Source organism: Paraliobacillus quinghaiensis (genome assembly GCF_003426025.1).
GTDB classification, from domain to species: domain Bacteria; phylum Bacillota; class Bacilli; order Bacillales; family Amphibacillaceae; genus Paraliobacillus_A; species Paraliobacillus_A quinghaiensis.
Genome location: NZ_QJSH01000015.1, coordinates 17,128 through 39,415, shown reverse-complemented (window position 1 = coordinate 39,415; position 22,288 = coordinate 17,128). Strand labels below are relative to the sequence as shown.

Here is a 22,288-nt window from a genome sequence, read left to right as displayed (position 1 = left end):
GAATGAATCAAGAAATAATGAAAGAGACAATTATGCAGTATTTTGAAGAAGAAGCAACGAAACCTCTAAGCGTGAAGGAGATTGAAGAGGTATTAGAGATTCAAGATGTTGATCAGTTCAAAATACTAGTAAAAATGTTAAATGAATTAGAAGATAAGGGTAAGCTCGTTAAAACAAGAAAAAATCGGTATGGTGTACCAGAACGAATGAATCTAATCCGAGGTCGTATTCAAATGCATGCCAAAGGATTTGCTTTTTTAATACCGGAAGATGAGGAACAAGACGATGTATACATTAATCATGCTGATCTACAATCTGCAATGAATAATGACATTGTCCTAGTACGTATTGATGGTAGAGATGAGTTTGGCAAACGTCCAGAGGGTGTTGTTATTCGGATATTAGAACGTGCTACTACAAGTTTAATTGGAACATATGAGGACAATGGTAACTTTGGTTTTGTGATTGCAGATGATAAACGAATTCCAAATGATATTTTTATTCCCAAAAATGCTGCAAACGGGGCAGTTTCTGGGCATAAGGTAATTGTGAATATTACGAAGTTCCCTGAAGCGCGTATGAGTGCGGAAGGTGAAATTACTGAAATATTAGGTCATAAGAATGATCCTGGTATGGATATTATTTCAATTATTTATAAACATGGCATTGCAGTTGATTTTCCAGAAGAGGTTCTGGAACATGCAAGTCAAGTACCAGAAACAATAGATGAGTCTGAGATAGAAAATAGACGTGACCTTCGTGAAGAAACAATCGTCACTATTGATGGAGCAGACGCGAAAGACTTAGATGATGCCGTAACTGTTAAAAAGTTAGACAATGGAAACTATAAATTAGGTGTCTATATTGCAGATGTATCGTATTATGTGGAAGAAAACTCACCAATTGATCAAGAAGCATTTGATCGAGCAACCAGCGTGTATCTCGTTGACCGTGTTATTCCAATGATTCCACACCGTTTGTCTAACGGGATATGTTCATTAAATCCACAAGTCGATCGACTTACATTAGGTTGTGAAATGGAAATCAATGCACAGGGTGAAGTAGTTAATCATGATATATTTCAAAGTGTAATTCGAACAAATGAGAGAATGACCTATTCTGATGTTAACAAAATCTTAGTCGATAAAAATGAAGAGGTCCGTTCACGCTATCAAGAGCTTGTCCCTATGTTTGAGGATATGGAAAAGCTTGCAGAAGTTTTACGCGGGAAGCGTTTTGGGCGTGGAGCTATTGACTTTGACTTTAAAGAGGCACAAGTAATTGTCGATGAGGATGGGAAAGCAATGGATGTTGCCATTCGAGAACGTTCTGTTGCTGAGCGATTAATTGAAGAGTTTATGTTAGCGGCAAATGAAACAATCGCAGAACACTTTCATTGGATGGATGTGCCTTTTATTCACCGTATTCACGAGGATCCAGATGAATCCAAATTACAAAGCTTCTTCGAATTTGTCGGTACATTAGGTTATGCAGTAAAAGGTACAGCGAACGAAATCCATCCACAAGCACTGCAAAAGCTTTTAGAAAGAGTGCAGGGTGAACAAGAAGAAATGATTATTTCTAAATTAATGCTGCGTTCTATGAAACAAGCGAAATATGATCCAGAAAGTATTGGACACTTTGGTTTAGCTACTGAGTTTTATACACATTTCACTTCGCCAATTAGACGTTATCCAGATTTAATTGTTCACCGTCTAATTAGAACCTATTTAGTTAATAAGCAGTTGGATTCTAAAACACAGCGCCATTGGAAAGAAAGAATGCCAGAAATCGCAAAGCATGCTTCAGAAAAAGAGCGTGCTGCTGTTGATGCAGAGCGCGAAACAGATGATTTGAAGAAAGCTGAATTTATGCAAGATAAAATTGGTGAAGAATTTGAAGGTGTTATAAGCTCCGTAACAAATTTTGGGTTATTTGTTGAGTTAGAAAACACAGTTGAAGGACTTGTACATGTCAGTTATCTAACGGATGATTACTATCATTTTGATGAACGTTCCTATGCAATGATTGGGGAACGTACAGGCACAATTTTCCGTATAGGTGATGTCATTACAATTAAGGTAGCAGCTGTAAATATCGAAGAACGTGCAGTTGATTTTGAAGTTGTTGGAATGAAGCCAAGAAAAGCTCGTCCAACGAATGATAGTCAATTCAATCGTAATGATCGTAGAAAGACTGAGAAGACGAATGGTAAAGGTAAAGATAAAGATAAAGGTAAAGGAAAACCAAAAGCAAAAGGAAAAATGAAACCACCTAAAGCAACAAAAACGAAGAAAAACAAAAAGAAGAAAAAGTAAGCTAAAGAAAAAAGGCTGTTTTGCAATGAACAGCCTTTTTTGATTGAGAACTAATTAATCCAATTCCCATGAAGTATCCAACCATCAGATAAGTCAAATGCATCGTAATCCGGAATTTGTTTAAAACCTTGATCAGAGAAATCTAACCATGGACGTGGTTGATCTGGATTATTCTCAATGTAGTGATAAACTGTTTCCCAAAATCCTGGCTGTTCAAAGTGATCATTCCAAAAATATTTTACTTGCGCAAACCACTCGCGTTTTTGATCATTTTTTATAATCATTAAGCGGTCTTTTGTTGGGTTTAGGTAAAATGTTGATTCCGCTAGGTGTTGATCTGATACGAGTTCTTGTGTGAAAGGAAAGGGATAATAGCATTCATATGGATAAACGTCTATTACATTATGATTAACATAAGCTGTCAATACCTCACGCTTTTTTGCTATAGAAGTAATTGCACCCCAAATATCACCAGGTGTACCGTTAAGCTTGTTAGCATCTTTTACTGATAAGGAATGCAATGTTTTAATTTCATCCAATTCCAATTTATCCAAAACACGTCTAGCGGCATGATTATGTATATTCGTATTACCACCAATCCAATTAATATAAGGCTTAGTTTTCAAGTCTTCTATAATAAAGTTAAGGATTTTTGTTGCATATCCTTTAGCATGATAGCGAATGTCACTTCGTAAGCGACCAAGCATTGCGTATCCTCCAGGAAACAATGAATAACCGGCTATTGTGATTAACGTGTCATTCTCAAATAGTCCGTAAACAGCATGCATTTTAGATTGAACTAAATCTGGGAAAATTTTGATGACATAATCATCTTCTATATTTGTTTGTAGTTGTTGAACAGTTAATTTATCATTGAGGCTCAATTTTCTAATCAATGTTGTTGATTGTTGTAGCAATAAAAAAAACTCCCTTCGTACTTTTATGTCTTTTTATATAATCGCATAATAAAACAAGTCTTGTCCATTGCTAAGCGTTGCCACGCATCCGTTTAACTGTTAAAATATATGACACGTAGTTAGAGGAGGAAGTTGTCATGCCAAAAGGGAGTAACGGCAAAATTATTGCCCAAAATCGTAAAGCAAATCATGATTTTTTTATAGAAGAAACTTTTGAAGCTGGTTTAGTATTAAAAGGAACTGAAATTAAATCGATTCGAGCAGGTCGTGTAAACATGAAAGATAGTTTCGCTAGAATTGAACGAGGAGAAGCATTATTATACAATTTGCATGTTTCTACCTATGAACAAGGGAATCAGTTCAATCATGAACCAACACGTACAAGAAAGTTATTATTGCACCGCAAAGAAATCGATAAATTAATTGGTGAAACACAACAAGCTGGTTATGCGTTGGTTCCATTAAAGATGTATATTAAAAATGGTGTTGCAAAAATTTTAATTGGACTTGGTAAAGGGAAGCGAAAATTCGATAAACGAGAAGATTTAAAACAGAAACAAGCGAAGCGGGATATGGCTCGTGCCTTAAAGGATAATTATTGAGTTAATAATTTTGTAAGTAATTACCTTTGCGGTATACTTGATATTTCTCGGTAATTTGTTATAATAATAACTGTGTTAAATTAACAAACAACAAAATATGATATAGGCTTTTTCTAGCCATATTCGTTTTGTTCCTCTTACATGGGGACGTTACGGATTCGACAGGGGTAGATTGAGCTCAGGTTGCGTGTCGAGGTTACGGCTCGTAAAACGTTACTCGCCAATAATAACTGGCAAAGAAAACAATTTCTCTTTAGCAGCTGCGTAAGTAGCTCTAAAGGATCCTTCCTATCATCGCCCGTGTGGTAGATTGAAGGGTCTCAAATTAAGCGGGATACGCTGACATCCACCATCTGAGGATGTTTAGAAGAGACTAATCAGATTAGCTCCTAGGAAGCCTGTTGATAGGCCGAATAGCGAGTGAAATATAATATATCAACTACGCATGTAGACGCCTGAGTGGCAATATCTCTGGACGTGGGTTCGATTAGTAATTAGTCGCCTTATGTGGCAACACATAAGTGATAATTCGGCTTTATCGGTGAAACCTAAGTCACATATACGTGTGATATGGCAATGCCGAGCGGTATGTGGAGTAATCCAACAGCCGTGTATCGACTTATAGGCTGCCAAGTGATTGGTAGTACTAGGATGCGAAATCCTACCTTATAGGTAAAAATACATTTCGCATAATACGCCGAAGGACCTTTGAATTACTACAAGGTTCAAGATATAGTCAGTGCCATGCGAGAGTATGGAATAGCACGTCCCACCGTCTCCACCAATACATAATTGGTGGTTTTTATTTTGTCTTTTTTTCAATAACCATGATTGAATTAGAATATAGAAAAAACGTTAGACACACTTAATGGTGCCTAACATTTTTTATACCTAAAATTCTCTATATTTACTCTGAACACTAATCCATTTTTCTGTTGTGAACTTATCTAATGCCCAGCTTCCACCAAATCTGCCTAGGCCTGAATGCTTTTCACCACCAAAGGCCACATGTGGCTCATCGTTAACAGATTGATCATTTACGTGAATCATACCTGTGTGAACCTTTTTAGCTACTTCTAATCCGCGCCAGCGATCACTTGTAAAGACTGAGCCACTTAAACCATATGGTGTGGCATTGGCAACGTGAATAGCAGCTTTTTCGTCTTTTACTTTAATAATTGCTGCAACTGGACCAAAGATTTCATTCTGTGCTATTGTCATATCATTTGTGACGTTTGATAATACGATTGGCTCTAATAGATTTCCTTCAACCTTTCCGGTCTTCATAACAGTTGCGCCTTCTTCTTTTGCTTTTGCGACATCCTCTAAAACACGTTTGACTTGATCATTATTAATTAGTGGGCCTATGAGTGTGTCTTCTTGTTTTGGATCTCCAACTTTTAATTGTTGTGCTGCTTCAGTAAATTTTTTAACAAATTCATCATGGACACTTTCATCCACAATTATTCGGTTGATTGCCATACAAATTTGCCCTTGGTGTAGATACTTACCAAAAACAGCAGCTTCTACAGCTTTATCAACATCTGCATCATCTAAAACAACCATAGCATTATTACCACCAAGCTCTAAAGCAGTATCTTTTATATCCTTACCAGCCAACTGTGCTATATGACTTCCAACTTCTGTAGAGCCAGTAAAAGAAATTGTTGATGGTGTCGGATCTGTCACAACAGAATCACCAATTACTGATCCTCTTCCTACAACAACATTAACTACTCCTTTTGGAAAGCCGGCTTCTTCAAACAATGATGCAATTAGTAGACCAGAAGTAACAGGTGTATCTGATGCAGGCTTGATTACAACAGTATTACCCGTCGCAACAGCTGGAGCAACAGAACGCATTGTTAAATATAACGGGAAATTCCACGGTCCGATTATTCCAATTACCCCTTTAGGATTTCGATAGACAAAATTTTCTTTTCCAGGAGTGTTTGAAGGTAAAATTGAACCTGTCATTCGTGTTGGCAAGGAATGAGCTTCTTTAATCACTTCATAACATATATCGTACTCAACACTAGCTTTTATCTTAGTACTTCCAGATTCAGTCACAAGCCAGTCAATGATCTCCTCTTTACGTCTCTCAAAAAGGTCTAATAAATTGTGCAAGTAAGTCTGTTTTCTTGCTGGTGCAGTTTGTTCCCAATCTAACTGCGCACTTTCAGCTGCTTGATACGCTTTTTTGACATCGGACGCGTCAGCTGATTGTATCGTTGTAATCTCAGCCTCAGTATAAGGGTTATAATCTTTAACTACGGAATCGCTTGATGCTTCTTCCCATTTTCCATTGATATATTGTTTTTTGAAAATTGAACTACTCAATTCACTCGCCTCCAATAGATAGATTATATAGTTTGTTTAGACGAAAATTTTGGAAGTTAAACATCATAAAATTGCAAATTATGAGCATGAAAATTAACTCGTGAATTTATAGCAGAACCCCAAAATGCACTGAGTTTTAAATATTCCCATTAACAAACCTCGTTTTTTGTCGATATAAAACACAGTGTTGAAATACAGTCTATTTAGAAGGGGAAAACATCATGAAGTCTTTTAATTTAAGAAGAAAATTATTACTTATGACAATTCTACTATTGATGATTCCAAGTATAACAATTGGGATGATAAGCTACCAATCAGCTAGTAATCATTTAAACGATTCAGGAGAAACAACAATTAAAAACGCCGTAACTATGGCGTTACAACTCATTGACTCCATGAATTCACAAGTTGAAGACGGAAATATGACGTTGGATGAGGCACAAGAACAAGTGAAAGTTTATTTGCTTGGTGAAATGAGAGAAGATGGCACTCGTCCAATCAATCAAGATATAGATCTTGGAAAAAATGGATACTTTGCTATTTATGATCAAGAAGGATTAGAGGTTGCTCATCCAACAATCGAAGGTCAGAACGTATGGGACGTACAAGATAAAGATGGTCAATATTTAGTACAAGATCAAATTGAAGCTGCACAAGCCGGTGGTGGGTTTACTACATACTCGTGGGCTTTCCCAAATGATCCTGATCGCGTTGGCGATAAAATAATGTATAACGAAATTGATCCTAACTGGGGCTGGGTTGTAACAGCCGGGTCATATACGGAAGATTTTAATAAGGGGTCACAAGACATTCTCTGGACTGTAATTATAACAACAGCATTAGCACTAGTAATTGGAATTATTGTCTCTTATTTGTTTGCTAATCATATTGCAAAGCCGATAAACTTGATTAAAAATTATTTATTAAAGTTAAGTGAAAATAATTTAAGTATGAAAGATATTAATTTTAAACGTAGTGATGAAATTCAAAGTTTAGCAGAGAGCCTAAATATAATGAAAAATAACTTGGCTGGCATGGTTGCGAAGATAGCCAACTTTTCACATACACTAGCGGCTTCTTCACAGCAATTAACTGCTAGCTCTGAAGAAACGAGTAAAGCAACAGAACAGGTCGCATCATCTATTCAATCTGTATCTGAAAGTTCAGACGCCCAAAGTCAAATAGCTCAGGATTCTAAAGGAGTCGTTGCATCCATTGCAGAGAGTATTACAAATATTGAAAAAAATATTGATCAAGTGAATCATTCTGCACAGGAGTCGACAAAGAAAGTCACCCGCGGTAAAGATGGAATTGTTGATAGCGCAAAAAAAATGGATCAAATACAATCTAAGACGGCAAATGTCTCATCAGCTATTCATGAGCTAGGTGAGCAATCTACAAAGATTGGCGACATTGTTAACTTAATTACTGGAATTGCTGAACAAACGAATCTATTAGCTTTAAATGCAGCTATTGAAGCAGCAAGAGCTGGAGAGCATGGAAAAGGATTCTCTGTTGTTGCTGATGAAGTAAGGAAATTGGCAGAACAATCAAATCAATCTGCAAGTGAAATTCAAAGCCTAATCACTAAGATTCAAGCAGGAATTAAGCAATCTGTTCAAATGATGAAAGAAAGTGAGACCTCTGTAAGCGACGGGAAAAAGACAATTGAATTAACAGGTAAAGAATTTGATGCAATTGAGTCATCTACTCACGAAATTGTTATAATGACAAAAGAAGTATTAGAATTCGTTAATAACATGAGCACTGGCGCAAGTCAGATGGTAAAAACTAGTGAGGAAACAGCTGATATTGTCATGCAATCTGCTGGGGAGATCCAAACAGTGGCAGCCGCATCAGAAGAGCAAAATGCTTCAATGGAAGAAATCGCAGCATCTTCTGTTGCACTATCTAATATGGCAGAAGAACTAAGTGAAATTGTAAATACATTTAAACTTGAGTAAGAGAGTAGATTTCATCATTACTATTTCAAACGCATAATGGTTCAGACGAGTCAAAATCTACAAAAAAGGCAACGCCCTAAAATTAGGTCGTTGCCTTTATCTTTACACTTTTAGAATTACTTAACCAATCATATCTATTTAAAAAGCTAAGTTTAAATTGTACTTTTCTACCTGATATTTATTTCAAATTCTTCGTAATATAGGTAATGATTTTTCTTAATTCTGTTGCAGAAGGTCTACCAAATGGACTTGTTTGTCTTTGTTGATATAATAATTCCCCTTTTTCATTAACCAAAAAGTATGCTGGTTCTCCGTGTGCTCCATGATCCTCGTATGGCGCATCTTCCTTGTGATAGTGAACCTTATAAGTTTTTAGTGCCTCATGTTCCTCATCTGCAAGAACAGGAAAGGTGAATTTATGTTCTAAAGCCATATCTTTTAAAGCATCTAGTTTATCGGTTGATATGGTAACAAGGTTGATATTTTTTTTATCAAAATATCCTTTGTTTTCTTCAAGCTCATCTAATTCACTCATACACGCTGGACACCATGAACCACGGAAAAAGATAATTAGATGCCATCCTTCTTGTTGCTTTAGTTGATCTTTTAACTGATAAGTCTCTTCATTTGTTGTAGGAAGAGTAAAATCTGGTACTGTTTTTCCAAGTTCAAATTCTGACATGATAATTCCTCCTTTTATATGACCATTCCCCAATTTTTTGACTTTTAACACGTTAATAGGAATGCTATTCGTTGTGTTTAGTGAAAAATGAATGACTTTATAATTTTGTAGTTATAATTATAAAATTAAGAAACAAGTTTCAACCCTATTGCTGCACCTAAAACCATAGCTATGAAGATTAACCTTTTCCAATCTTTTGATTCTCCATATAAAACCATTCCTAATATTGCTCCACCAGACGCTCCAATTCCAGTCCATATTGCATAGGTTGTTCCCATAGGAAGTGTTTCCATTGCAATAGATAGAAATAGGAAACTTGCTCCGAATCCGAATAATAATAGAACCAGTGACTGCCAATTTCGTTCGTTATGAAGTTTGTTTATCATAGCAACTCCAAACATCTCAAATAGACCTGCTAAGATTAGTGAAATCCACGCCATTAGGAATCAACTCCTTTACGAACATCCGTTGTAACTAATTTCAAGCCAATAACACCAATAAGTAATACAATAATCAAAAGTATCTTACTTATTTTAATTGGCTCTCCAAAAAATATTATCTCAGAAATAACAGTACCTGCTGTACCTAACCCTACAAAAACAGCATATACAGTTCCTACCGGAAGTTTTCTCCCAGCCATAATCATTATATAGAAGCTTATTATAATGGATATAACTGTTCCAGCCCATGTCCAGAGGGTATCTGCATGTTTTAATCCAATAACCCAAAAGATCTCAAATAGAGCAGCAATAAATACATTAATCCAATTCTTGTTCAAGGTAATACCTCCAATTTATTTTTGTCAAAAAACAAAAAAGCCTAGGAGAAACTAATTATTAGTTATCTCCCGGGCTTTTATCCCTCCGTGACACAGAGTACTGTGAGTTTTCTCTCGGACCAGTCCAACAGTTTAGTTGCGGAACCCTAGAAAACATGTGGTATACAATTATTTTCAGTGTACTTAGTTTCTTTGGCATACTCAAGAATTCTGACCTCTTTATAAGATTGTAACTGCTTACCGTGATTCTGTCTGTCTTCTTAAATACGCTCTCCATTTTTAAGACGTTCAATGAATTCGTCTAGATCGTCTCTTTTAACACGCCAATGTCTCCCAATTTTAAATCCTGGTATTTTCCCTTCTTGGACGAGTTTATATGTTGTCATTTCACTGAGTTGTAAGTATTCTGCTACTTGTGTAATTGTCATAATTTCTCTCTCCATATTGGTGCCCCCAAATAATTAACATAAAAGCATCATACCATAAAAATAATATTTTAAAAGTGGGAAATAAATATAAATAGTAATACTCAATTATACTCAAATATAAATAAACGTATTTGTAGAAAAAGTATTATTATCGAGAAAATTGGAGGAAAAGCTCGTAAATACCAAATGTATTCGTTTTATTGCGGTTTTGACCATTTAGATAGTTGTGATATGATTCAGTTTGTTCAAAACGAATCGGAGTCTTTAAAGAGACAAAATATAGTTATAAAAGAGGTGTCAAATTGAACATACAAAAAATAAAGCAAGACTGGTTTGGCAATATAAAAGGAGATGTGCTAGCTGGTATAGTTGTTGCATTAGCTCTTATACCTGAAGCGATTGCCTTTTCCATCATTGCAGGTGTAGATCCAATGGTTGGACTTTATGCAGCATTTTCTATCGCAGTAGTGATTGCTTTTGTCGGTGGTCGCCCAGGGATGATATCTGGTGCAACCGGTGCGATGGCTTTACTAATGACTACCTTGGTAGCTCAGGAAGGATTGCAATATTTACTGGCTGCCACAATATTAACAGGTATACTACAAATTTTATTTGGTGTTTTTAAACTTGCAAGATTTATAAAGTTTGTTCCTCGGTCTGTTATGGTTGGTTTTGTTAATGCACTTGCAATTATGATTTTTACAGCACAATTCCAGCACTTCGAAGGTGAAAGTTGGATTATGTATGCACTTGTTGCAGCAACTTTAGCAATTATTTATTTATTTCCTAGAATGACAAGAGCAGTACCATCAACACTAGTAGCGATTATTGCTATAACAGTATTTGTTATCTTTGGCAACATTGATATTAGAACAGTAGGAGATATGGGGGCGTTAACGCAACAATTACCTATTTTCTTAATCCCATCTATTCCACTTACTTTTGAAACGTTAATGATAATATTCCCGTATTCCCTATCACTTGCGATAGTTGGTCTACTTGAATCGTTATTAACTGCTAATATCGTGGACGACATGACAGATACGGAAAGTAACAAAAACAAAGAGAGTCGTGGTCAAGGTATTGCGAACATTGTTACTGGGTTCTTTGGTGGAATGGCAGGTTGTGCAATGATTGGACAATCTGTTATTAATGTAAAATCAGGCGGAAGTGGTAGGTTATCCTCACTTGTTGCTGGTGTTTTCTTAATGTTTTTAATTGTTGTACTAGGTGGAGTTGTTGTACAAATTCCAATGGCAGCTTTAGCAGGAATTATGATCATGGTATCCATTAGTACATTTGACTGGTCTTCACTAAGAAACCTTCATAAAGTACCAAGAACAGATGCTTTAGTAATGGTAGTAACCGTTGTAACAGTTGTAGTTACACATGACTTATCGATCGGTGTTTTAGCTGGTGTAATGTTAAGTGCTATTTTCTTTGCAGCAAAAATTTCTAAAGTAACAGTTAAAAAAATTGTAGAAGAAGAAGGAACGAAACATGTGTATAAAGTTTATGGACAAATCTTTTTTGCTTCTGTAAATGATCTTGTTGATAAATTTAATTATAATGATGCATCCGTTAAAGAAGTTGAAATAAATTTGGCTAATGCACATCTTTGGGACGATTCAGCAATCGGTGCTTTAGATAAAATTGAAACAAAATTCGAACAGAATCATATTAAAGTATATTATACCGGTTTAAATGAAGAAAGTGATCTACTGAAAAATAAAATCGGTGGTTTATCTAAAGCTTCAGGACACTAAGAAAAGGGAATATAGTAATTAAAATTTATGTAAAGAGGTGTCTATATGTTTTCTAAGCTTTTACTTGCAACAGATGGCTCAGAACACTCTATTCGTTCTGCTAAATATGCGGTTGACCTTGCACAACAATTCGATGGAACTGTAGATGTTGTATATGTAATAGATGAAAAAAAATCCAAAGCAGATGTTTTACATCATGTTGACAAATATGATCTAAAGAAAGATAGAGAAGAAAAAATTAAACCAGTGTTAGATCTGTTAGTGTCAGAAAGAGTGGAACATCAGGTGCATTTCTCACATGGAGAGCCAGCACCAACTATAATTGAACTAGCTAATGAAAATAATTTTGATTGTGTGGTCGTTGGAAGTAGAGGTTTAAATAATCTACAAACAATGATTTTAGGAAGTGTTAGTCACAAGGTGGCAAAACATGCACATTGTCCTGTATTGATCATTAAATAATTCAAATATAAAAAAACAAGGTGTTCGTAGTGACATAAGCGAATACCTTGTTTTTACTATATACTCGAAAAAATATGTGATAATTGTTATTGTGTAGAGTATGTCTTTTGTACATATATTAAAAGAATTTTTTAGTTAGGGGGGATAATATTCCTTATATATTACTTGTTTTAGTAGTGATTATTTATGCTGGTAATATCTTAATTGGAAAGGCAATTAATGAACTAGCTCCTTTTACCATTACCTTTTTTCGTTTATTAATTGCATTCATAGTTGTATTACCGATTGGTTTTCGCTCTGCGTGGCGAAATCGATCACTTTTTTGGAAATATAAAAAGCCATTCACAATAATGAGTTTAACAGGGGTTACTTTTTTCAACACGTTTATTTATGGAGCACTACAATTTACGTCAGCTTCAAATGTTTCCGTGCTAGAGACAGTTATACCAGTTATAACGATTGTATTAAGTGCATGGATCTTAAAGGAAAGACTTCGTGTTATACAGTGGTTTGGAGTAATGTTATCCATTATTGGAGCACTCTGGGTTGTTTTAGATGGTGCAATTTTAGAATTAGCTACGATCAATTGGAACATTGGTGACTTTATCATGATCGGTGCGATTCTTTCTTGGGCATTCTATTCTGTTTTTGTTAAACAGTATATGCACTTGTTTCCACCATTTGCTGCGTTACTTGTGATGACAAGTATTTCACTTGTTGTATTATTTCCAATCATGTTAACGGAATGGATATTCTACGGGATACCGTCTATATTTGAATTGGAGTATGTGACAAGTTTACTTTATTTAGGTGTATTCCCAAGTCTGATAGCACTATTACTTTATAATAACGCAGTACATAAATTAGGGGCATCTACAGCGGCTATATTTCTAAACTTCTTACCGGTAGTTACAATGGTAGGTGCGTACTTTTGGTTAGGTGAATCTATTACACTGATGCAAATTGTAGGTGCATTGTTCGTAATAGTTGGTGTTGTTATTACAACTCAAAGAAACCTATTAAAAAAAGATAAAATTTTAGCGCCTTTTGTTAAAGAGCAATAATTGCTATAATAAGTTAACTATTAACTAAAAGGGACTGAAAACTATTGAATAAAGAGGTCAGTGTTAGAAATGTAGTGATTGGTTCAGGTCGTCCAAAGATTTGTGTGCCATTAGTAGGAAGATCAGTTGATCTATTAGTGGATGAAGCAAAAGCACTCTGCTCAAGTGAAATTGATATTGTCGAATGGCGTGTTGACTTTTTTAGTCGAGTTAGTAAGATAGATGAAGTTAAGAATGCCTTAGAAAAAATTCGTCAAGTTCTTCCTGATAAACCAATAATTTTCACCTTTCGAACAGAACGAGAAGGTGGAGAAAAGCAATTTGAAATGGTTGATTACTTTCAATTAAATAAGCAGATACTAGAAATAGAGTCTGTTGATTTAATAGATATTGAACTCTTTACTGAGGAACAACAACGACAACAACTAATTGAAATAGCGCATAAAAATCACGTTCCAGTTATACTATCAAATCATGATTTTGATAGTACACCTTCTAAAGATGAGATGATCTCAAGGCTGTGCAAATCTCAAGAAATTGGTGGAGATATAGCAAAATTAGCTGCCATGCCTCATAGTTCAAAGGATGTTTTATCTATTTTAGATGCCACAGAAACGATGATTAGTAAGTATGCAAAGGGACCTATTATTACAATGTCAATGGGGAGTCTAGGAATAATTAGTCGTATATCTGGAGGAGTATTTGGCTCAGCTGTAACCTTTGCTGCCGCTAAACAAGCCTCTGCACCAGGACAGATTGCCGTTACTGACTTACAATATATTTTGTCTATTCTTAATAGAAATGATAAATGAGAGATCCAATTGGGTTTCTCTTTTTTTATACAATCAGCGAAATTATACAAGAATGTAATACAAATGTAATATTCATATTACATTCTTGTTATTTATAGATGTTATACTAGCCGTGCTGGAAAAATTGAACTAAATAAATTTTACTAAACATTCTAGTTATCTATTAACCTACATAGCATATAATTAAACACATAATTTATTAGAAACAGCCAAATTGTACATAGAAAGTGAGTGTGGAAGCGAGTGAATAATAAAAAAATATTAACTAGTATAGCGGTAACACTTGGATTGATGGTTGCTATTCCACTAGAGAATGAAACGGTACACGCTGAAACACAGAGTGAGATTGAAGCAAATCGTGCAGAAGTCCAAGCTGAACTCAAGGAAAAGAAACAAGATTTACAAAATATACAGACAAAATTAATAGAGTTAACCGAAGAAGTTGAACGTTTTGATAAGGCAATTAAAGCAAATGAAGAAATGATAACTGAAACAGCTGATGAAATTATAATGCAAGAAAAAGAAGTAGAAGTACTAGAAGATATGGTTGTTGAATTAGAAGAGGATATTGATAAGCGCCTGGATATTCTAAAAGAACGAGCATCATCTCTCCAAAAGAATGGTGGAGCTATCAGTTATTTGCAAGTGATTTTTGGTTCTAAAAGCTTCAGTGACTTTATTGATCGTATTTCCTTAGTATCTAAAATTGCAGCAGCAGATAATAGTCTCATAGAACAGTATGAAGACGATAAAAATGAATTAGAAGAACAACAATCTGCTATTAAAGAGAAGCTAAATTCGTTAATATCAATGCAAGAAGAATTAAAATTAATGCAAGCACAAATTATTGAGCAAAAAGAAGCCAATGATGCAAAAAAAGTAGAGTTAGAAGATAAAAAAGCTAAAAGTCAGGCGATAGTTAATGAGTTACAATTAGAAGATAGTGAGTTAGCACAAATGCTAGCAGATAGTAGAGTGCAGGCTGATTCAAATAAAGAGCAGAAGATTGAAACGTATAGCTCTAACACCTCTGTATCAGCTAGTGGTGATGCTCAAAGCATAATCTCAGTTGGATATAAGTACATTGGAAATTCTGTTTATAGATTTGGGGCGGGTCGTTCAGCTAGAGATATTGCAAATGGTTGGTTTGACTGTTCAGCTTACGTATCATGGGCGTTTTCCCAAAATGGAGTAAATATTCCAGCAAGTACGACCGGTTTAAGTCGTGTTGGACAAAAAGTATCTGTAAGTGAAATGAAACCTGGTGATCTAGTTTTCTTTAACACATATAAAACAAATGGTCATGTTGGAATATATGTAGGTGGAAATCAATTTATAGGTGCTCAGTCATCTACTGGTGTTGCTATTGCTAACATGGGTAGTGGATACTGGGCAAATCGATTTACTGGTCATGTTCGCAGAGTGATAAATTAAATAATAAATGCTCGGTGTAAATATAAAAATTTACATCGAGCATTTTTTTGATTTTTATTTTAGACAGCTGTAAAGATCGAGTCATTCAGATCGCTTATATCCATCATTTAAAGCTAATCCTCATTGTAATACAGAAAAAACCTGAACTAAGATTGTCCTTATATGTTATGTCTCTGAAAAGCACTCGTTAAATTAGTTGAGATATCTTCTAATTCGTGTCCTTCAATTTCTTCTCTAGGAATAAAGTGTATAACTTCATCATTTTCCATTAATGCAATTGATGGAGAAGAAGGCTCAATGCCTACAAAGTATTCTCGCATTTTATCGGTAGCTTCTCTGTCTTGACCAGCAAAAACTGTAACAAGATTATCAAGTTTTCCTTCTTGCTTTAAAGCTTCAATGACAGCTGGCCGGGCTAGCCCTGCTGCACAACCACACACAGAGTTTATTACTACTAAGCTTTTTCCTTTTGCGTTTGTTACAAAAGACTCAACCTGTTCAGGAGTTGTTAGTTCTGTAAATCCAGCAGTGGTCAATTCATCTCGCATGGGTTGCGTAATTTGTTTCATATATTCTTCGTATGCGTTCATTTGATGCATCTCCTTAAATGATAATTGATTCAACTATTTTATTCTAACATATTAATACCAACCCAAAATAATTTAATGATTTAGAGCATAAAAAGTATTCGTTTTTATGAAAAATTTGTCATTTTATATTAATTTAAAAAAAGACTTTATTTTTTGTGGTTATATGTCGAAAATAAGAGTAGGACTTAAAGTTTATCTTAATTGCTATTTTAAAGAATATTAGATTTTAAGAATGTGAAAATATGAAAATGAAATGAGGTTTTTTGACGAATATGGACAACAAAAACATCAATGAAGTAATCAAAGAAATATACAATGGTACTATTTTTACGGTAAAAAAAGTAATACCAATGGAACCTGAAGTTGGTGCTCCTAAACTAATAGCTTCCCCGTTAACAGTAAAATTTGGTGTTTTAATAGGGTTTACAGGGGACCTGAAAGGTGAATTGGTTTTGCAAGCAAACCATGAACTCTTTAGTGAAATTGGAGAAGCAATGTTTGGTATGCCATTATCTGAAGAGATGCTTGATTCGTTTGCTGGAGAATTAGGAAACATGGTAGCTGGTAGTCTTTCTACCTATTTAGCTGAATTAGAAATTCATACCGATATTACTCACCCTACAGTTATGAAAGGGGATGCATCACTATCGGGATTTAAACGTGCCTTATTAGTGAAAGTTGGCTATGGAAATGAAAAGGAATTGGAAATCTACCTTTTATTAAGTCAGTAGATTAAATCTATATTGATTTATATACATAAAACAGGTATTCTAAAATTAGCTAAGTTTGCTATAAAATGTAGCATTATGTACTATTTAACACCTCTATAATATAAAGTATGGCTAGTAAATAGTGCGGAAGACACATTTAACAATAAGGGGGAAAGATAGTGAGTACTCAGAAGTATATAATCTTTCAATTAAATGGCCAAGAGTATGGTGCAAGTATTCAACAAATTATCTCAATTGAGCGTTTACAGGAAGTTGTTTCACTTCCACAGGTTTCTGAATTCATAGAAGGTATTACGAAAATGCGTGGTGAAGTAATCGCCGTTATTGATCTTAAAACACGTATGAATTTGGATCGATCAGAAGAAACAGAACAATCAAGAATGCTTGTTTCAAAAGTAAATGATGTTCAAGTAGGTTTCATAGTTGATGCAGCATCAGATGTAATTGATATTGATGAATCAGTTATTGAGGATGCACCTACAACTATTAAAGGAGTGAATGCTAACTTTTTGCATGGAGTTGCGAAGTTAGATGATCGATTATTATTGTTACTAGACTTAGAATATGTACTAAATTATGAGGAAATGAATGAAGTGAAGCAAGTAGTAAAAGAGAAATAAGAATGAAATGTGAGGGGAATCTGTAATGGCTAGAGTTTTAATAGTAGATGATGCAGCGTTTATGCGCATGCAATTAAAAAATATTTTCACTTCTCTTGGTCACGAAGTAGTTGGCGAAGCGGAGAATGGTAAATTAGCAATTAGTCTTTATGATGAATTAACTCCTGATCTTGTCTCAATGGATATTACAATGCCAGAAATGAATGGTGTGGATGCAGTTAAAGAAATAAAGAAGAAACACCCAGATGCGACAATTGTAATGTGCTCTGCAATGGGACAGCAACAAATGGTACTAGAAGCAATCCAAGCAGGTGCGAAAGATTTTATAGTTAAACCATTTGATCAGGAACGTATTCAACAAGCTTTAGAGAAAATTCTGTCATAATTTTAAGTGAACGCAAGGGAAGTACAATAAGTCTTTTGCGTTTTATTTATGAAGAAAAAACGCAAAATAATAAAATATTAAACTAGTATAAGGAGTGTGAAGTTAATGAGAGTTAGAACAAATTTATTCTTTGGTTTTTTGTTTGTGATTTTGTTGCATAGTGCAGTGATTGGTTACAGCATGTTCACATTAATGGAGGTTGATTCAATTCCACTTCCTTTACTCGTAGCATTTGCAGGCGCAGTAATCATAAGCTTTATTTTCGCACATTTTATCACGAGAAAACTAGTAAATCAGGTCAAACAAGCAAAATCGCGTGTGGAGCTACTTGCTAATGATGAATTATCAGAAGTCCCTCAAGCCTATGCTAAAAATAAAGATTTTATTGAGTTAAATCAATTAATTGATCATTCAGTTGAAAGAACAAAGAAGCTTTCAAACTTTGTAACTACTGTCTCGGACAAAATGAATAAACAGAGTACTATACTTCATACATATACAGAAGATTTAGATAAAGAAGGATCTCAGATTACTTCTACGATGCAAGAATTATCTAGTGGTGCAGAAGAACAAGCTACTGCCGCAGCATCTTTAACTGAAACAATGCAACAATTTGCAAATACAATTATGACTGTTGTCATGAACGGTGATAACATTAAAGATGAATCAAAATCTATGTTATCAATTACAGATGAAGGTACACAATTAATGCATCAATCTGTTGAGAAAATGTCTGTGATAGATGACACAATTAAGCAGTCTCTTGATAAGGTTAAAGGATTAGATGATATGACTTTAAAAATCACTAAACTTGTAACTGTAATACAAGAAATTGCAGAGCAAACGAACCTACTTGCTTTAAACGCAGCGATTGAAGCAGCAAGAGCTGGTGAGCATGGAAAAGGTTTTGCTGTAGTTGCCGATGAAGTTAGAAAATTGGCTGAACAAGTTAGCTTATCAATTACTGATATCACAGAAACTACAAGTGGAATTCAAAATGAATCTAGAGAAGCTGTAGATGCGTTAGAAAAAGGTTATCAAGCTGTTAATGAAGGTTCAGAGCAAATAAAGACTACTGGTGCTACTTTTGACAAATTGAACGCGATAATAACGAATATTGGTAAAGAAATTGAGGATACATCAAGTAATTTATATGACATACTTGATAATACAAAAGTGATCAATGATTCTATTACGAATATAGCATCTGTATCGGAAGAATCCGCAGCTGGTATAGAGGAAGTTGCAACGGCATCTGAACACTTAACACTATCTGTTGAGAATATAAAAAAAGAGCAAAAAGAATTAGAAGATGATATTAGTAAGTTCGATCTTTAAATTATCGCTTATAACGGACAACAAACCCTCTAGTGAGGAAGCTTAATAAAAAGAAGCAGTGGCTATTTAAGTAATTTAGCTTGCTGCTTTTTTTATTGAAAAAATAGGCTCACCATTTATAATCAGGTGAGTAATTCTCACGCCAGAAGGGGAATCCCCTTGGCTAAAATGATATAATGTGAATAATAATTTTTAGGAAGGGTGTAGGCATGGATATATTTGAAACTTTTATAAAAAGTGATGATCAACGTCTATTAGTAGAAAAGGCAAAAAGAATTGCAGAAAAAGTTAAAAATAGAGTAGAAATTGCTGAGGAAACAGCAGCATTTCCTGTCGATAATTTACAGGATTTAAAAGCGGAAAACTATTTATCTTTGACATTGCCCAAAAATTATGGTGGTGAGGATTTATCGTTGTACGATTTTTTATTAGTACAGGAAAGGTTAGCTGTTGGAGATGGAGCCACTGCATTATCAGTGGGGTGGCATTTAGGTATTATCAAAGAGCTAAGTGAAGGACAATTATGGGCGGACTCAATATTTGACTCATTTGCAAAAGAAGTTGCTTCCAAGCAATTGTTAGTAAATCGAATAGCGACAGAACCTGCTACAGGTAGTCCAACAAGAGGTGGGATTCCTGAGACGACAGCAAAACGTGATGGGAAGCAATATGTAATCAATGGAAGAAAAACATTTGCTACGATGGCTAGTGTTCTAGATTTTTATATAGTAACTACATATGTTGAAGATAAGGAAGCGGTTGGTGCGTTTTTGATTGCTAAAGGAACACCAGGTGTTCGTGTCAAACATACCTGGAATACGTTAGGCATGCGTGGAACTGGTAGTGATGATGTTATATTGGAGAATGTTATTGTTCCTGAAGATTCTCTTGTTGAAGTAAACCGTAAAGGCAAGAAACCTACCGCAAAGGGATGGCTTTTGCATATCCCGGCCTGTTATATAGGTATTGCAATTGCGGCACGTAATGATGCAATCGATTTTGCCAAAAAATTTCAACCTAATAGTTTGAAAACACCAATTTCTGAAGTGCCACATATTCAACAAAAAATTGGAGAGATGGATTTAAAATTGATGCATGCACGCTACTTTATGTACAGTATTGCAGATAAATGGGATAGAAATCCAGATATGCGTGAACAATTAGGTATGGAATTAGCTGCTGTAAAAACCGTTGTAACTAATAGTGCAAATGAAGTAGTTGATTTAGCTATGCGAATAGTAGGTGGTCGTGGATTGTCCAAGGATTATCGTTTTGAGCAATATTATCGTGATGTCCGTGCAGGATTACATAACCCACCAATGGATGATATGGTGATTAGTATGCTTGCTAAGCATGCGCTTCAATAGACGTTTATTTGTAAGATATCAACATAGCCCTGACTGAAGTCTCTGGGTTTAATAAAAATTAGTTGCTCGTTATAATTCTTACACTCTGTCATATTCATATTAGGAGGAGTGATGAGAGATGAATCGCATTGTAAATCCTAAAAGAAAATATACGCATCAACAAATGACATATGATCTAGATAGTTTACAAAAAAAATATCCTAAAATTTTAACACTAGATATCATTGGTGAATCTGTTGATGGGCGATCGATCTATGCCATAAAATTGGGTGAAGGTAAGCAGGAGATTCTAATTAACGCTGCACATCATGCAAGAGAGTGGTTAACAACAAACTTGGTAATGGATATGATAGAAACGTATTGTTCCGTTGTGTCAAATGATCAAGATGTAGGGAAGTATGATGTGAAAGAAATTCTAAACAAAGTTACTATCTGGTTTATCCCAATGGTTAATCCGGATGGAGTTACACTTGTGCAAGAAGGTGCTGAATTATTTTCAAACAGAGACGATTTGTATAAATGGAATGAAAACCAATTAGATTTTACAGCATGGAAAGCAAATATTCGAGGTGTAGACTTGAACCGTCAATATCCAGCTGATTGGGAGTACATTCATCATGATCCTGGTCACCCAGCATCAATGAATTTTAAAGGGCATAAACCAATAAGTGAGCCAGAAGTTAAAGCAGTTTATAATTTTGTCTGTAAACATAACTTTAAAATCTCATTAGCTTATCATTCTTCAGGTGAAGAGATTTTTTGGAAGTACAAAAGTAAAGGAAAAGTGGAGCAAAGTGCGAAAAAACTTGCTGATATTGTAAGTACTAAGACAGGCTATCAGTTAATTTATCCGTCTGAAAATCCAAGTGGTGGTGGTTTTACCGATTGGTTTATTAGTAATTTTAAAAGACCAAGTTTTACAATTGAAATTGCTCCGTCAGTTGGTCCGCGACCGGTTCCGCTTTGTTATTACGAAAAAATATGGCATGAAAATAAGGAGGTTCCTCTAGAGCTTGCTAGCCAATTGTTTAAATGTGACTAAAGATTTTTAACAAGTAATGTAAAACTATTTATGAAAACGTATACAAAGGTAGTTTAGTCTTGCTATAATACAATTAAATAAAAATAAATTATATAGGGGAAATGATATGTTTAATCAAATCTTATTAGCTTCAGATGGATCAGAACATTCAATTCGGGCTTGTGAAAAAGCAGTCACTTTGGCAGAAAACAACCCTAAAGCAAAAATAACAATAGCTTATGTGGTGGACGGTGCCGCATCAAAAGCAGATGTTTTAAATCATTGGAATGCAAGTGATTTAGATCAAAGTCGAAAAGCTAAATTAACTATTACGGAAAGAAAGTTGAAAGAAAAGAATATTTCATACGAGGTTAAAGTTTTACATGGTGATCCTGGGCCATCTATTGTTAAGTATGCAAATGAACATCAAGTAGATATCTGTGTAATTGGTAGCAGAGGTTTAAACAGTTTACAAGAGATGGTGTTAGGAAGTGTTAGTCATAAGGTAGCAAAGCGTGCTGAATGTCCCGTGTTAATAGTTAAATAACTTTAGAAAAAGCAATCAAATGTATCTTCATACATCTGACTGCTTTTTTTGTTCTGATATAGGAATTTATAAAATGAAATAGCTGTGGATACCTTTTGTTCTAGTTGGTCACAGCCAGCTTC

22 protein-coding genes, 1 other RNA gene and 1 riboswitch are annotated in these 22,288 nt (G+C 34.9%); of the genes, 16 read left to right on the top strand and 7 right to left on the bottom strand.

The features are described from left to right. The first annotated feature begins 2 nt into the window (after positions 1-2). Positions 3-2,318, top strand: a complete 2,316-nt coding sequence (rnr, locus tag D2K40_RS10930) for a ribonuclease R (protein WP_117155869.1) — start codon at positions 3-5, stop codon at positions 2,316-2,318. Positions 2,319-2,368: 50 nt separating this feature from the next. Here the strand turns inward: rnr and D2K40_RS10925 are convergent, their stop codons facing one another. Next, positions 2,369-3,235 carry an N-acetyltransferase gene (locus D2K40_RS10925; RefSeq protein WP_117155867.1) on the bottom strand — a complete coding sequence of 289 codons (867 nt, stop codon included), beginning with the start codon at positions 3,233-3,235 and terminating at the stop codon, positions 2,369-2,371. Positions 3,236-3,372: 137 nt separating this feature from the next. Here D2K40_RS10925 and smpB point away from each other — a divergent pair, with 137 nt between their 5' ends. Both smpB and ssrA read left to right on the top strand, forming a co-directional pair. Continuing rightward, positions 3,373-3,837 carry an SsrA-binding protein SmpB gene (smpB, locus tag D2K40_RS10920; protein ID WP_117155865.1) on the top strand — a complete coding sequence of 155 codons (465 nt, stop codon included), beginning with the start codon at positions 3,373-3,375 and terminating at the stop codon, positions 3,835-3,837. A 151-nt stretch (positions 3,838-3,988) separates the two neighbouring features. Next, positions 3,989-4,327, top strand: a transfer-messenger RNA (tmRNA) gene (gene ssrA, locus D2K40_RS10915). 401 nt (positions 4,328-4,728) lie between these two features. Here the strand turns inward: ssrA and D2K40_RS10910 are convergent. Continuing rightward, positions 4,729-6,177 (bottom strand): aldehyde dehydrogenase family protein, encoded by a 1,449-nt coding sequence (locus D2K40_RS10910; RefSeq protein ID WP_117155863.1) that lies wholly within the window; start codon positions 6,175-6,177, stop codon positions 4,729-4,731. Positions 6,178-6,398: 221 nt separating this feature from the next. On the opposite strand from D2K40_RS10910, the gene D2K40_RS10905 reads away from it, so the two are divergent. Further along, the gene (locus D2K40_RS10905; RefSeq protein ID WP_117155861.1) at positions 6,399-8,141 is read left to right on the top strand and encodes a methyl-accepting chemotaxis protein; all 1,743 of its coding nucleotides are present in this window, start codon (positions 6,399-6,401) and stop codon (positions 8,139-8,141) included. Positions 8,142-8,319: 178 nt separating this feature from the next. On the opposite strand, the gene D2K40_RS10900 is transcribed toward D2K40_RS10905, so the two are convergent. From D2K40_RS10900 to D2K40_RS10885, 4 genes are all read right to left on the bottom strand, one after another. Further along, positions 8,320-8,823, bottom strand: coding sequence for a peroxiredoxin family protein (locus tag D2K40_RS10900; protein ID WP_117155859.1), 504 nt, complete (start codon positions 8,821-8,823; stop codon positions 8,320-8,322). 125 nt (positions 8,824-8,948) lie between these two features. Further along, on the bottom strand, positions 8,949-9,263 hold the full coding sequence (locus D2K40_RS10895) for a DMT family transporter (protein WP_117155857.1): 315 nt from the start codon (positions 9,261-9,263) through the stop codon (positions 8,949-8,951). Beyond that, positions 9,263-9,601: a DMT family transporter gene (locus D2K40_RS10890; protein ID WP_117155855.1), complete on the bottom strand. Its 339-nt coding sequence runs from the start codon at positions 9,599-9,601 to the stop codon at positions 9,263-9,265. The genes D2K40_RS10895 and D2K40_RS10890 overlap by 1 nt, the downstream gene beginning before the upstream one ends. Positions 9,602-9,665: 64 nt before the next feature. Further along, a riboswitch (guanidine-I (ykkC/yxkD leader) is annotated at positions 9,666-9,762 on the bottom strand. A gap of 99 nt (positions 9,763-9,861) precedes the next feature. Next, positions 9,862-10,044 (bottom strand): helix-turn-helix domain-containing protein, encoded by a 183-nt coding sequence (locus tag D2K40_RS10885; protein WP_117155853.1) that lies wholly within the window; start codon positions 10,042-10,044, stop codon positions 9,862-9,864. A gap of 287 nt (positions 10,045-10,331) precedes the next feature. Between D2K40_RS10885 and D2K40_RS10880 the strand changes: the two genes are divergently transcribed. The 5 genes from D2K40_RS10880 (at position 10,332) to D2K40_RS10860 (ending at position 15,567) form a co-directional block, all read left to right on the top strand. Next, positions 10,332-11,795, top strand: coding sequence for a SulP family inorganic anion transporter (locus D2K40_RS10880; protein WP_117155851.1), 1,464 nt, complete (start codon positions 10,332-10,334; stop codon positions 11,793-11,795). A 45-nt stretch (positions 11,796-11,840) separates the two neighbouring features. Beyond that, the gene (locus D2K40_RS10875; RefSeq protein WP_117155849.1) at positions 11,841-12,257 is read left to right on the top strand and encodes a universal stress protein; all 417 of its coding nucleotides are present in this window, start codon (positions 11,841-11,843) and stop codon (positions 12,255-12,257) included. Positions 12,258-12,406: 149 nt separating this feature from the next. Then, positions 12,407-13,321, top strand: coding sequence for a DMT family transporter (locus tag D2K40_RS10870; protein ID WP_117155847.1), 915 nt, complete (start codon positions 12,407-12,409; stop codon positions 13,319-13,321). Between the two features lie 44 nt (positions 13,322-13,365). After that, complete coding sequence (gene aroD, locus D2K40_RS10865; protein ID WP_117155845.1) at positions 13,366-14,133, top strand: type I 3-dehydroquinate dehydratase; 768 nt, start codon at positions 13,366-13,368, stop codon at positions 14,131-14,133. A 243-nt stretch (positions 14,134-14,376) separates the two neighbouring features. Continuing rightward, positions 14,377-15,567, top strand: a complete 1,191-nt coding sequence (locus tag D2K40_RS10860) for a C40 family peptidase (RefSeq protein ID WP_117155843.1) — start codon at positions 14,377-14,379, stop codon at positions 15,565-15,567. A gap of 158 nt (positions 15,568-15,725) precedes the next feature. On the opposite strand, the gene D2K40_RS10855 is transcribed toward D2K40_RS10860, so the two are convergent. After that, entirely contained in the window at positions 15,726-16,157 is a 432-nt protein-coding gene (locus tag D2K40_RS10855; RefSeq protein ID WP_117155841.1) for a BrxA/BrxB family bacilliredoxin, read from the bottom strand. A gap of 272 nt (positions 16,158-16,429) precedes the next feature. Between D2K40_RS10855 and D2K40_RS10850 the strand changes: the two genes are divergently transcribed. The 7 genes from D2K40_RS10850 to D2K40_RS10820 all read left to right on the top strand — a co-directional run bounded on the left by D2K40_RS10850 (position 16,430) and on the right by D2K40_RS10820 (position 22,166). Then, complete coding sequence (locus tag D2K40_RS10850) at positions 16,430-16,888, top strand: chemotaxis protein CheX (RefSeq protein ID WP_117155839.1); 459 nt, start codon at positions 16,430-16,432, stop codon at positions 16,886-16,888. Between the two features lie 158 nt (positions 16,889-17,046). After that, on the top strand, positions 17,047-17,508 hold the full coding sequence (locus tag D2K40_RS10845; protein WP_117155837.1) for a chemotaxis protein CheW: 462 nt from the start codon (positions 17,047-17,049) through the stop codon (positions 17,506-17,508). A gap of 25 nt (positions 17,509-17,533) precedes the next feature. Further along, positions 17,534-17,893 (top strand): response regulator, encoded by a 360-nt coding sequence (locus D2K40_RS10840; protein ID WP_117155835.1) that lies wholly within the window; start codon positions 17,534-17,536, stop codon positions 17,891-17,893. A 105-nt stretch (positions 17,894-17,998) separates the two neighbouring features. Beyond that, a complete protein-coding gene (locus D2K40_RS10835) occupies positions 17,999-19,231 on the top strand; it encodes a methyl-accepting chemotaxis protein (RefSeq protein WP_117155833.1) in 1,233 nt (410 codons plus the stop codon). Between the two features lie 209 nt (positions 19,232-19,440). Continuing rightward, positions 19,441-20,598, top strand: a complete 1,158-nt coding sequence (locus D2K40_RS10830) for an acyl-CoA dehydrogenase family protein (protein ID WP_117155830.1) — start codon at positions 19,441-19,443, stop codon at positions 20,596-20,598. Between the two features lie 118 nt (positions 20,599-20,716). After that, the gene (locus D2K40_RS10825; RefSeq protein WP_117155828.1) at positions 20,717-21,640 is read left to right on the top strand and encodes a M14 family metallopeptidase; all 924 of its coding nucleotides are present in this window, start codon (positions 20,717-20,719) and stop codon (positions 21,638-21,640) included. 106 nt (positions 21,641-21,746) lie between these two features. Further along, a complete protein-coding gene (locus D2K40_RS10820) occupies positions 21,747-22,166 on the top strand; it encodes a universal stress protein (RefSeq protein WP_117155826.1) in 420 nt (139 codons plus the stop codon). Positions 22,167-22,288: the final 122 nt, after the last annotated feature.